The sequence below is a fragment of the Klebsiella sp. SYXHC3 genome, from assembly GCF_057196925.1.
Genome location: NZ_JBXUNG010000011.1, coordinates 62937 through 75318, shown reverse-complemented (window position 1 = coordinate 75318; position 12382 = coordinate 62937). Strand labels below are relative to the sequence as shown.

Below are 12382 nucleotides of genomic sequence, written 5' to 3'. Positions count from 1 at the left end.
TGCTCACATGTTGCCATCTCAATCCCCTGCAATATTTACGGTCAGCCGCCTGAATCAGACGGTTCGCTTACTGCTGGAACGCGAAATGGGCCAGGTATGGATAAGCGGCGAGATCTCTAACTTCAGCCAGCCCTCTTCCGGCCACTGGTACTTCACCTTAAAAGACGATAACGCTCAGGTGCGCTGCGCGATGTTTCGCAACAGCAACCGTCGCGTCACGTTTCGCCCGCAGCATGGCCAGCAGGTGCTGGTTCGCGCCAACATTACCCTTTACGAGCCTCGCGGCGACTACCAGATCATCGTCGAAAGCATGCAGCCCGCCGGTGAGGGCCTGTTGCAGCAAAAATATGAGCAGCTCAAGGCGCTCCTGGCGGCGGAAGGGTTATTCGATCAAAGCCACAAGCAGGCGCTCCCCTCTCCCGCGCACTGCGTCGGCGTCATCACCTCCAAAACCGGCGCCGCGCTGCATGATATCTTACATGTGTTGAAACGCCGCGATCCCTCGCTGCCGGTGATTATCTACCCGACGGCGGTGCAAGGCGATGATGCGCCGGGGCAAATCGTGCGCGCAATAGCATTAGCCAACCAGCGCCAGGAATGCGATGTGCTGATCGTCGGGCGCGGCGGCGGTTCGCTGGAAGATTTATGGAGCTTTAACGACGAACGGGTCGCGCGGGCAATTTTCGCCAGCCGCATTCCGGTAGTGAGCGCCGTCGGCCATGAAACTGACGTCACTATCGCCGATTTCGTCGCCGACCTGCGTGCGCCGACGCCTTCTGCGGCGGCAGAGATCGTCAGCCGCAATCAGCAGGAACTGTTGCGTCAGCTACAGTCCGGCCAGCAACGCCTGGAGATGGCGATGGATTACTTCCTCGCCAACCGCCATCGCCGCTTTACTCAGCTGTTTCACCGTTTACAGCAGCAACATCCTCAGCTGCGCTTAGCGCGTCAGCAGACCGAACTGGAGCGCCTGCGTCAGCGGATGCGCTTTGCGCTGGAAAGCCAGCTCAAACGTGCCGACCAGCGTCAGCAGCGCGCCGTGCAGCGGTTGAATCAGCAAAACCCGCAGCCGCGCATCCATCGCGCGCAGTCGCGTATTCAGCAACTGGAATACCGTCTGGCGGAAAATATTCGCGCCCGTCTGAGCGAGCAGCGTGAGCGCTTTGGCAATACCGTGACGCATCTGGAAGCCGTCAACCCGCTGGCGACGCTGGCTCGCGGCTACAGCGTCACCTCAGCCGGCGATGGCAAAGTATTGAAAAAAATCAAACAGGTGCAGGCTGGCGATGTCGTGACTACCCGGCTGGAAGATGGTTGGGTCGAGAGCGAAGTGACAGCCATCACTCCGGTGAAGAAAACGCGCGCCCGCAAAAAAGTCTGATTATCCGCCCGTTTCATGCGGGGATAACTATACTGCTGTCATGCCCTTTTAAAACCGTTCATCCGGCCAGGGAGCGTGATATGCCAGATACTCGTCCTCGTTTCGTGATTCCACCCTACATTTTACGCCGCATTGTCGATCATGGCTCCGCTCAGCAACAGCGCTGCGCGCAGCAAACGCTGAGCCATGTACAAACCCTCATGGCGCATGTGCCGGGCCGCCCCGCTGCCGCCCATGTCGCCATGCCAGGCCAGCTTGAGCGCGACATTTACGATGCCAGGCAGACTCAGGAACTTCCAGGGAGCCAGGTGCGTTTTGAAGGACAGCCTTCCAACGGCGATGTTGCCGTCGATGAGGCCTATGATTATCTCGGCATCACCCATGATTTTTTCTGGAAGAGCTATCATCGTGATTCGCTGGACAACCGCGGATTGAAGCTGACCGGCAGCGTCCACTATGGTCACGAATATCAAAATGCCTTCTGGAACGGGCAACAAATGGTGTTTGGCGACGGTGATGGCGAGATCTTTAATCGTTTTACTATTGCTATTGATGTGGTGGCGCACGAGTTAAGCCATGGCGTTACGGAGAGCGAAGCCGGGCTTATCTATTTCGAACAATCCGGGGCGCTCAATGAATCGCTTTCCGATGTTTTTGGCTCGCTGGTCAAACAATATCAGCGCCAGCAAACGGCAGACAAAGCGGACTGGATAATTGGCGAGGGGCTACTTGCGAAAGGTATTCACGGCCAAGGTCTGCGTTCGATGTCGCACCCGGGAACCGCCTATGATGACCCTATTCTTGGCAAAGACCCACAACCCGCCCACATGAAAGATTTTGTGCATACCCAGCAGGATAACGGCGGCGTGCATATTAACTCCGGCATTCCTAATCATGCTTTCTATCTCGCCGTCATCGCGCTGGGTGGTTTTGCATGGGAAAAAGCGGGATATGCCTGGTACGACGCGATTTGTGATAAATCGCTGGCAAAAGACGCCGATTTCCCAGCCTTTGCCAAACTGACGATTCATCATGGCGAAAAACGTTTTGGTAAAGAGACCGCCGAGGCGATTCGAAAGGCCTGGGAGGATGTTGGAGTCACATCATGAACGAGGCAGACCTCAGCGATGACGCGATTATTGAGCTGGCCCGCGAAGGTGGCGTTGCCTGGATCCCGACGCTGAGCGGCATGCGTAAGATTGTCGTGGCGCAGCTTAACGAGCAACAAAAACAGCGCATCGCCGCAATACTGCAACAGTCGTTGCCGTTGGGCAAGCCGCCGGGCCAGCCGGATTCTCCGGGTAGCGGCGACCAGCGTTTTTTTCGCATCCAGATAATCAGCGCCCAACACTATCACAGCCTGATCATTCTCATCCCGGAAGAGCGTGCGCCGCAGGCGCTGGTTGAACTCTGGCGAAATGGTGAAGGCTGCGTTAGCGATTAACCGAGCACAAATTCGACGCGTTTTTTCGAAATCAATCCGTGGCCGTGCTGGCAGAAATAATCCACCGCGCCGCAGGCCTTCAGTACTTCCAGCGGCTGATGGCAGTCCGGGCAGCGGGCCTCTACAGCAAACTCTTTCTCACAGTGCGCGCAATGCGCGCCGTTGCCTTGCGTTTCCAACCGGGCATGGCAAATCGGGCAATTGAGTTCCATGGTGCCTCCTTCTCATAATGAATAGCATGAGTTTATCACGTCATACGTCAGCGTTGCTGACCCGCGAAGCGTTGAATAGGGTAGATAAAAAAAACCCGCCAGCGGCGGGTTTCTGCATTATTTACTTTTCTTGATATGCTTAATCAAGCGCTTACGCTTACGCATCTGGTTCGGCGTCAGGGTATTGCGTTTATTGGCAAACGGGTTTTCCCCTTCCTTGAACTGAATACGGATCGGCGTACCCATGACATCCAGGGATTTACGGAAGTAGTTCATCAGGTAACGCTTATAGGAATCAGGCAGGTCTTTCACCTGGTTGCCGTGAATCACCACGATCGGCGGGTTATAACCGCCGGCGTGCGCATACTTCAGCTTCACGCGGCGACCGCGTACCAGCGGCGGCTGATGGTCTTCTGCTGCCATGGTCATAATGCGGGTCAGCATGGCGGTACCCACGCGACGGGTGGCGCTGTCGTAAGCTTCGCGCACCGATTCGAACAGGTTGCCGACGCCGCTGCCGTGCAGAGCGGAGATAAAGTGCACGCGGGCGAAGTCGATGAAGCCCAGACGGAAGTCGAGGGTTTCTTTCACCTGCTCTCTCACTTCCTGGCTCAGGCCATCCCATTTGTTGACCACGATAACCAGGGAACGACCGCTGTTAAGGATAAAGCCCAGCAGCGACAGATCCTGATCGGAGATACCTTCACGGGCATCAATGACCAGCATCACCACGTTGGCGTCTTCAATCGCCTGCAGCGTCTTGATGACTGAGAATTTCTCCACGACATCGGTAATTTTGCCGCGCTTACGCACGCCGGCGGTATCGATCAGCACATATTCGCGTTCATCGCGCTGCATCGGGATGTAGATACTGTCGCGGGTAGTGCCTGGCATATCGTAGACCACCACACGGTCTTCGCCGAGAATGCGGTTAGTCAGCGTTGACTTACCGACGTTCGGGCGGCCGACGATCGCCAGCTTAATCGGGAGATCTTGCGGGTTGAAGTCGTCTTCCGGTTCTTCAACTTCTTCGCCGTTTTGCTCGGCTTCAAACTGCGCCCAGTAGGCGGCGTCTTCATCCACTTCTTCCTGCGGATTAACCTCATCTACCCACGGTAGCAGCACGTGTTCCAGCAGGCTGGTAACACCGCGACCATGCGAAGCGGCGATCGGATAAATATCGCCCAGCCCCAGCGACCAGAAGTCGGCCATCGCCTGATCGACGTCGATGCCGTCGGTTTTGTTCGCCACCAGGAAGGTCGGTTTTTCTCGAGAACGCAGATGTTTGGCGATCGCGGAATCCGCCGGCATCAGGCCCGCGCGCGCATCAACCATAAACAGCACCACGTCGGCCTCTTCAATCGCCAGCAGAGACTGTTCCGCCATCCGGGTTTCCACGCCTTCTTCCGTACCGTCGATACCGCCGGTATCGATACAGATAAATTCGCGGCCTTCCACTTCAGCACGACCGTACTTACGGTCGCGAGTCAGCCCCGGGAAATCCGCGACCAACGCGTCACGAGTGCGCGTTAAGCGGTTGAAGAGCGTGGATTTTCCAACGTTAGGGCGCCCGACAAGCGCGACCACAGGTATCATGTTAAATGCCTCATACAAATTGCAATACAACCTCATTTTACGAGGTTTTTTAAAAAGTCAAAACGGCCCCTGTCTGTCAGGAGCCGTTTATTAAAGCGATACTACCGCGCGAGTTAACGCGTGATCGAATACAGCGTACCGTCTTTGGCCTGGATAAGCAGGCGACCGTCGGCGATAACCGGGTCGGTCAGGAAACCGGAGCTATCGACTTTCTGCTGCGCCACAAAGTGGCCATCTTCCGGATTAATCCAGTGCATGTAACCTTCGCTGTCGCCTACCACCAGGCTGCCGTTATACAGCGCCGGAGAAGTCAGCAGACGGTGCAGCAGATCGCTCTGGGTCCACAGCGTTACGCCGCCATCGGTGGTTAGCGCCAGCAGACGGTCATTCTGATCGACCAGATAGATACGGTCACCGTCAACGATGAAATCGTTCACAGAACCCAGTTCGCGTTTCCAGATAATCTGGCCGCTGCGCAGATCCAGCGCGGTCAGGTTGCCATTATAGGCCAACGTATAAACAACGCCATTAACGATAACCGGCGTGGTGTCAACGTCGTTCAGACGGTCGATTTCAGTCGGGCCGGTGGCCGTAGAAATACGCTGCTGCCAAATCATCTGCCCCTGCTGCATCAGCACGGCGCTGACGCGACCGTTGTCGCCACCAACAATCGCCGCGCCATAAGCGGTGGCCGGAGCGGACTCACCGCGCAGGGAGAGCGCAGGCATGTCCAGGTTCACGGTCCATTTTACCGCGCCGTCGGTTTCGTTCAGCGCCTGCAGCTGACCGTTGCTGGTATGCACCAGTACCATGCCATCGCTAACGACCGGACGAGAAATCGCTTCACCCGCCACACGGCTCTGCCACGCGACGGTACCGTCGCTGGTATTCAGCGCGAACAGCTGCGCCTTTTCAGTACCAACATAAACGTGGCCGCCGGAAACGGTCAGCCCGCCGGAGAGCAGCGCCGGAGCGCGCGAGAACCAGCCGTCTTTTTCCGCCAGGTTCACCGACCAGACTTCTTTACCGTCTTCAGCGTGCAGCGCTTTCACGGTGCCTTTACGGTCAGCCGCATACACAACGCCGTCGGCAAAGGCCGGGTGCAGGTTGGAATAGAAATCACCGATACCATCGCCAACTGAAGTGCTCCAGGACGTGGACGGCGTAAACTGGTTTTCCACCGTCGGCAGCGGTGACATTTTCACCACATCTTCTTCGCTGTTAAACAGCGAGCAACCGCTCAGTAAGGTGACGGAAAGCAGCCCTGGCAAAAGTAATTTACGCAATTGCATCGAGTCCCTCTCAGATGGACAAATTATTTATTTTCATACGCATCATTTCGCTGAGCGCTGGCGATGCATCGCTTTTCACGCCTGCTTCCCAGGCCGCGCGGGCACCCTGCTTGTCGCCTTTGCTCAGCAGAATTTCACCGCGCAAATCGGCAACGATAGCGGTCCAGCCTTCGCCTTTAATGCCTTCCAGGGTTTTCAGCGCCGCATCCGGCTGCTTAAGCTGCAGCTGTACGCGGGCCAGACGCATATTGATAACCGATTTCAGGTTATCGTCAGAGGCGGCCGCCAGCCCTTGTTGCAGCTGCTTCTCCGCGCCCTGCAGATCGTTTTTATCGACCAGACGCTGCGCGAGCTCCAGCGATGCGAACGCGCCATAGGTGTTTTTGCTGTCGGCGGCGAATTTCTCCGCTGCGGTCAGGGTTTCAGGCGAATCTGACTTCAGTGCGGAAATGGCATTCTCATAGGCCAGAGAGGAATCCCGGGCCGAATCCAGCTGATGGGAAGTCCAGTAGCGCCAGCCAACCAGCGCGCCGATCCCTAAAATCACCCCGACGGCCAGCGCTTTACCGTTCTCGGCAAAGAAACGCTTGAGGGCGTCGACCTGCTCGTTTTCGTTGTTGAAAGTTTCCACGCAGTCCTTCTCCTGACTAATAGTTTCCGGGAAATTAACCCAGAAGTGTGCGCAAATGCGCGGCAACGCAATCCTGCGTTACGGTAGTTTGCTCACCTGAGCGTAAATCCTTCACTACCACGTTTCCGTCAGCAATTTCTGACTCACCGACCACCAGCGCGACGCGCGCGCCCCACTTGTCAGCGCGGGCGAACTGCTTCTTAAAGTTACCGCCGCCGTGGTTAGTCATCAGCTTAACGCCGGGCAGCGCATCGCGAACCTGCTCAGCCAGACGCATTGCTGCGGACTGAGTATCGGTACCGGAGGCTACCAGGTATATATCGACAACAGGATCGGCTTTAAATTCCGGATTGACTGCCTGAACCAGTAAAACAAGACGTTCCAGGCCCATCGCAAAGCCAACGCCCGGCGTTGCGCGTCCGCCAAGCTGCTCTACCAGACCGTCATAACGGCCGCCGGCGCAGACGGTACCCTGCGAACCGAGGCTGGTCGTGACCCACTCAAATACGGTGCGATTGTAATAGTCGAGCCCGCGCACCAGGCGCTGGTTGACGGTATAGCGAATTCCAGCGGCGTCGAGCAGCGCGCACAGACCGGCGAAGTGTTCTTTGGACTCGTCGTCCAGATAATCGCCCAGCGCCGGCGCATCGTTCAGCAGCGACTGCACTTCCGGATTTTTAGAGTCCAGCACGCGCAGCGGATTGGTATACATGCGGCGTTTGCAGTCTTCATCAAGCTTATCTTTAAATTGTTCCAGATAGGCAACCAGCGCGTCGCGATAGGCGGCACGCGCCTCCAGCGAACCGATGGAGTTCAGCTCAAGGCTGACATGATCGGAAATGCCCAGCTCGCGCCACCAGCGCGCGGTCAACATGATAAGCTCAGCGTCGATATCCGGGCCCTGCAGGCCAAAGACTTCCGCGCCAATCTGATGGAACTGACGGTAGCGCCCTTTCTGCGGACGCTCGTGGCGGAACATCGGCCCCACGTACCACAGACGCTGTTCTTGATTGTACAGCAGACCATGTTCGATGCCGGCACGTACGCAGCCCGCCGTTCCTTCCGGACGCAGCGTCAGGCTATCGCCATTGCGGTCTTCGAAGGTATACATCTCTTTTTCAACCACGTCGGTCACTTCGCCGATCGCGCGTTTGAATAACGGGGTCTGCTCTACAATCGGCAAACGAATTTCGCTGTAACCGTAGCTACCGAGCACCTGCTTCAGTGAGCCTTCAATGCGCTGCCAGAGAGCGGTTTCGCCCGGCAGATAATCGTTCATGCCACGGATGGCTTGAATGTTCTTTGCCACGTTTATTCTCTTTATATATAAAAATGAACCCCGGCGCCTTGCGCCCGCAGGTTCAATCATACACGGGAAGCGTATTGCTTCCCAACACGTTATTTTGCTTCAACCTGCTGAACTTCAATACGACGCGCTTCATCCAGCATGGTGGCTTTCGCACGGATACGCGCTTCCAGCTGGTCAATCATGTCGTTGTTGTCCAGTCGGTCTTTGCGAACGCCGTCTTCGTACAGGCCGCTTTTCTTGTTGCCGCCGGTGACGCCGAGAGTGGAAACCAGCGCTTCGCCAGGGCCGTTAACCACACAGCCGATGATCGAAACATCCATCGGAGTGATGATATCTTCCAGACGCTGCTCCAGCGCGTTCACCGTACCGATGACGTCAAACTCCTGACGCGAGCAGGTCGGGCAAGCGATAAAGTTAATACCGCGAGAACGGATGCGCAGCGACTTCAGGATATCGAAGCCAACTTTGATCTCTTCCACCGGGTCGGCGGCCAGCGACACGCGCAGGGTATCGCCGATCCCTTCAGACAGCAGCAGACCTAAACCGATCGCGGATTTTACCGCGCCGCTACGCGCGCCGCCGGCTTCGGTGATCCCGAGATGCAGCGGTTGATCGATCTGCTTCGCCAACAGACGATAGGATTCAACAGCGAGGAAGACATCTGAGGCTTTTACGCTAACTTTGAACTGATCGAAGTTCAAACGATCGAGATGATCGACGTGACGCATGGCGGACTCTAACAGCGCCTGCGGCGTCGGCTCGCCGTATTTTTCCTGCAGATCTTTTTCCAGCGAACCGGCGTTGACGCCGATGCGGATAGGAATGTTTTTGTCGCGCGCGCAGTCCACAACCATGCGGATACGCTCTTCGTTACCAATGTTGCCTGGGTTGATGCGCAGGCAATCAACGCCATATTCAGCGACTTTCAGCGCGATACGGTAGTCAAAGTGGATATCGGCGACCAGCGGGACATTGACCTGCTGTTTGATGAGCTTGAAAGCTTCCGCTGCGTCCATCGTCGGGACGGAAACGCGGACGATGTCCGCGCCTACGCGCTCCAGCGCTTTGATTTGATTTACCGTCGCGGCCACATCAGTGGTGCGAGTATTGGTCATCGACTGTACGGCGATGGGAGCCCCATCGCCAATCGGCACATTACCAACGTAAATGCGTTTGGACTTTCTACGTTGAATTGGAGCCTGGTTATGCATGAAAAATCTCCCGCGTTACCCGTCTGTTACTGCGCCGGTGATTGTTCGGCATTAAGGGTCAGACGCGCAACCTGGTTAGTTCTGATAAAACGACTCAAATCGACTGGTTTGCCCAGATACTGAATTTGTACCGCAGCCGGGGCGCCGATTTTCAGCTTATACGGCGCCTGACCGCTCAGGTTCAGGTTCCCGCCTTTACGCTGCAGGCCGCTGAACAGTTTCTTACCGGTCGCATCGCTCACTTCCAGCCAGCAATCGGCGCTAAAGTTCATCACCAGATCCTGAGCGGAAGCCGTCGTCGCGGCATTCGCCTGATCGGTCGGCAATGCGGAGGTCGGGGCTGGCGCAGCCGGCGCGGCGGCGGCGGTATCAACGTTAGCCTGCGAAGGAGCGACCACGGCGTTGTTATCCACCGGCGCGGAGGTCGCCGCTGGCGCGCTTGGCGCAGGTGCGGTGGAGGTATCGACCGGCGCGCTATTGGCATTGGCTGCCGTCGTATCCGGCGCGTTATTCGCCGAGCTGGTATCCAGCGGAATTGACTGGCTGCCGCTATCGCTACTGTTCAGATCGCTGGTGGATTGATCGGCCATGCTGGTGATCTCTTCCTGCTGCGCTTTGTGGTCTTGCCACCACCATGCGCCGCTCAGGCCGATAACCACAAACAAAATCAGCCAGGTAAAGCTCATCAGCCAACCGTCGCGTTTTTTGCGACGTTTACCCAGCGAGAAGCTCTGCATCGGCGCCACTTTGGCGGCGCGAATCGGCGCTTGCTTCGCCATCATCGGCAGCAGTTCTTCTTCCGGAATATGTACGAGGCGAGCGTAGGAACGGATATAGCCACGCAGGAAGGTCGAAGCGAGATCGGCTGGCGCCTTATCTTCTTCAATATCACGAACCGTGGAAACCTTCAGGCATAAGCGTTCAGCCACCGCTTGCTGGCTGAGTCCGAGTTGTTCGCGGGCGTTACGCAGGCGCGCGCCCGTAGAGTTTGCTTCTTGATGGTCTTGAGTGGCTTCAGTATTCATTCGCTACAACTACTGGTACGTGAAATTTAAAGTTCAGCGCGGGAAAGAGCCTGCGCCGCGAGACACTGCTCAACGTCAACCGACAGTATAAGGCTGTCCGGGCGACTATCACAGAGACTTATCAATATTGAATGCTAAGCGGTTGTTGTACCGCTACATACTGCCTCAAAGTCGACAAAAACGCACCGTAATTATTAACCGAATCAGCGTATTTCGCCTGGCAATTCGACATATTTATGCAGCGCGCAGCGAAAGCTGTGCGCTGCATAACTTATCAGACGGCTTTCACGTCGATCGCTTCGCCCTGCATACGCTTACGCAGCGTACGTTTGGTACGGTCGATTACGTCGCCCGCCAGCTGGCCGCAGGCAGCATCGATATCGTCGCCGCGGGTTTTACGCACGATGGTGGTGAAACCATATTCCATCAGCACTTTGGAGAAACGATCGATACGGCTGTTAGAACTACGGCCGTACGGCGCGCCCGGGAACGGATTCCATGGGATCAGGTTGATCTTGCACGGCGTATCTTTCAGCAGCGCCGCCAGTTCATGGGCGTGCTCGGTACCGTCGTTGACGTGATCCAGCATGACGTACTCGATAGTCACACGACCCTGGTTGGCGTTGGACTTCGAAATATAGCCGCGCACCGAGTTCAGGAAGGTCTCAATATTGTACTTTTTGTTAATCGGTACAATTTCGTCGCGGATGGTGTCGTTCGGCGCGTGCAGAGAAATCGCCAGCGCAACGTCGATCATGTCGCCGAGTTTATCCAGCGCCGGCACCACGCCGGAGGTAGACAAGGTCACGCGGCGTTTGGAGAGACCAAAACCGAAGTCATCCAGCATGATTTCCATCGCCGGAACGACGTTGTTGAGGTTCAGCAGCGGCTCGCCCATGCCCATCATTACCACGTTGGTAATTGGACGCACGCCGGTAGTCTTCACCGCGCCGACGATTTTCGCCGCGCGCCAGACCTGGCCAATAATTTCGGAAACGCGCAGGTTACGGTTGAAGCCTTGCTGAGCGGTGGAGCAGAATTTACATTCCAGCGCACAGCCAACCTGTGAAGAGACGCACAGCGTGGCGCGGTCTTCTTCCGGGATGTATACCGTTTCAACGCGCTGATCGCCAACGGCAATCGCCCACTTAATGGTGCCGTCGCTGGAGCGCTGCTCTTCAACGACTTCCGGCGCACGGATCTCGGCGACTTCCTTCAGTTTGCCGCGCAGGACTTTGTTGATGTCGGTCATTTCATCAAAGTCATCGCAGCAGTAGTGATACATCCATTTCATCACCTGATCGGCGCGGAAAGGCTTCTCGCCCATGTTTTTGAAAAACTCGCGCATCTGCTGACGGTTTAAATCCAGCAGGTTGATTTTGGCATCTTTATTCGGCACCGTCAGAGCGGCGGTATCAGGTGTGACAATTTGTTCAGACATAATTTTTCCGGCCTCGTTATTACACGTTATGGCCCCAGGTGGGTTGAAAAAGAAACGCCCCGGAGAGCGACTGCTCGTCCGGGGGCGCTATATTCTACAAATTCTGACGCATAGAAGCCATGCCTACACGCAGTCAATGATGAAAAAATCTGTTGCTGCGTACTTAATCCTCTAAGGCTTTTCGATTGTCGCAAGGCGGCAAGCTAGTGAATCCCCGGGAGCATAGATAACTATGTGACCGGGGTGAACGCGCGCAGCCAACGCCGCGACGGTCAAAAGACGACGAGGATTAGCGAGTGCGCGGGCAAACCTCGCCTTCAGCAAAGAAGAACGCGATTTCGCGAGCAGCGGATTCTACAGAGTCGGAACCGTGGGTGCCGTTCTCGGTGAAGCTGTCAGCGTAGTCAGCGCGCAGGGTACCGGCCAGGGCGTTGTCCGGGTTGGTGGCGCCCAGCAGGTCACGGTGACGCTGAACCGCGTTTTCGCCTTCCAGTACGGAAACCACGATCGGGCCGGAGGTCATGAACTCAACCAGACCGTCAAAGAACGGACGACCTTCGTGCTCAGCATAGAAACCGCGAGCCTGCTCAACGGTCAGATGCAGCATTTTGGTGCCGACGATTTTGAACCCTGCAGCTTCAAAGCGAGAAAAGATGCTGCCAATAACGTTTTTTGCCACCGCGTTTGGTTTGATGATGGAAAAAGTACGTTCAATAGCCATGATTACCTCTAATTAAATGTTCTGTTGTTGCACATACGATCGTATGGCCTGGCGCGCATTATAATGAGCAACGTCGGCGATGCCTACGGACGAAGGTAACATTTTGTTAAAATAAGATG

12 protein-coding genes are annotated in these 12382 nt (G+C 56.2%); 3 read left to right on the top strand and 9 right to left on the bottom strand.

Annotated elements, in window-relative coordinates:
- Positions 1–7 precede the first annotated feature (7 nt).
- From xseA to AC2CGP_RS20960, 3 genes are all read left to right on the top strand, one after another.
- Entirely contained in the window at positions 8–1381 is a 1374-nt protein-coding gene (gene xseA, locus AC2CGP_RS20970; protein WP_213759844.1) for an exodeoxyribonuclease VII large subunit, read from the top strand.
- Positions 1382–1461: 80 nt separating this feature from the next.
- Positions 1462–2490: a M4 family metallopeptidase gene (locus AC2CGP_RS20965; RefSeq protein ID WP_475702467.1), complete on the top strand. Its 1029-nt coding sequence runs from the start codon at positions 1462–1464 to the stop codon at positions 2488–2490.
- Positions 2487–2825, top strand: a complete 339-nt coding sequence (locus tag AC2CGP_RS20960; protein ID WP_045386960.1) for a protealysin inhibitor emfourin — start codon at positions 2487–2489, stop codon at positions 2823–2825. Before AC2CGP_RS20965 ends, AC2CGP_RS20960 begins: the two co-directional genes overlap by 4 nt.
- On the opposite strand, the gene AC2CGP_RS20955 is transcribed toward AC2CGP_RS20960, so the two are convergent.
- The 9 genes from AC2CGP_RS20955 to ndk all read right to left on the bottom strand — a co-directional run bounded on the left by AC2CGP_RS20955 (position 2822) and on the right by ndk (position 12263).
- Positions 2822–3037 (bottom strand): zinc ribbon domain-containing protein, encoded by a 216-nt coding sequence (locus AC2CGP_RS20955; protein WP_015703165.1) that lies wholly within the window; start codon positions 3035–3037, stop codon positions 2822–2824. The two genes, AC2CGP_RS20960 and AC2CGP_RS20955, sit on opposite strands and share 4 nt — an antisense overlap.
- Positions 3038–3154: 117 nt before the next feature.
- A complete protein-coding gene (der, locus tag AC2CGP_RS20950) occupies positions 3155–4633 on the bottom strand; it encodes a ribosome biogenesis GTPase Der (RefSeq protein WP_015370328.1) in 1479 nt (492 codons plus the stop codon).
- 113 nt (positions 4634–4746) lie between these two features.
- Positions 4747–5925, bottom strand: coding sequence for an outer membrane protein assembly factor BamB (gene bamB / locus AC2CGP_RS20945; RefSeq protein ID WP_015370327.1), 1179 nt, complete (start codon positions 5923–5925; stop codon positions 4747–4749).
- Positions 5926–5935: 10 nt separating this feature from the next.
- Complete coding sequence (locus tag AC2CGP_RS20940; protein WP_020078181.1) at positions 5936–6556, bottom strand: YfgM family protein; 621 nt, start codon at positions 6554–6556, stop codon at positions 5936–5938.
- Positions 6557–6590: 34 nt separating this feature from the next.
- Positions 6591–7865, bottom strand: a complete 1275-nt coding sequence (hisS, locus tag AC2CGP_RS20935; protein WP_045386955.1) for a histidine--tRNA ligase — start codon at positions 7863–7865, stop codon at positions 6591–6593.
- Positions 7866–7954: 89 nt separating this feature from the next.
- Positions 7955–9076 carry a flavodoxin-dependent (E)-4-hydroxy-3-methylbut-2-enyl-diphosphate synthase gene (gene ispG, locus AC2CGP_RS20930; RefSeq protein ID WP_015370324.1) on the bottom strand — a complete coding sequence of 374 codons (1122 nt, stop codon included), beginning with the start codon at positions 9074–9076 and terminating at the stop codon, positions 7955–7957.
- Positions 9077–9102: 26 nt separating this feature from the next.
- A complete protein-coding gene (gene rodZ / locus AC2CGP_RS20925) occupies positions 9103–10101 on the bottom strand; it encodes a cytoskeleton protein RodZ (RefSeq protein WP_015370323.1) in 999 nt (332 codons plus the stop codon).
- A gap of 274 nt (positions 10102–10375) precedes the next feature.
- On the bottom strand, positions 10376–11542 hold the full coding sequence (gene rlmN, locus AC2CGP_RS20920) for a dual-specificity RNA methyltransferase RlmN (protein ID WP_015370322.1): 1167 nt from the start codon (positions 11540–11542) through the stop codon (positions 10376–10378).
- A gap of 289 nt (positions 11543–11831) precedes the next feature.
- Positions 11832–12263 carry a nucleoside-diphosphate kinase gene (ndk, locus tag AC2CGP_RS20915; protein ID WP_004866348.1) on the bottom strand — a complete coding sequence of 144 codons (432 nt, stop codon included), beginning with the start codon at positions 12261–12263 and terminating at the stop codon, positions 11832–11834.
- Positions 12264–12382 lie beyond the last annotated feature (119 nt).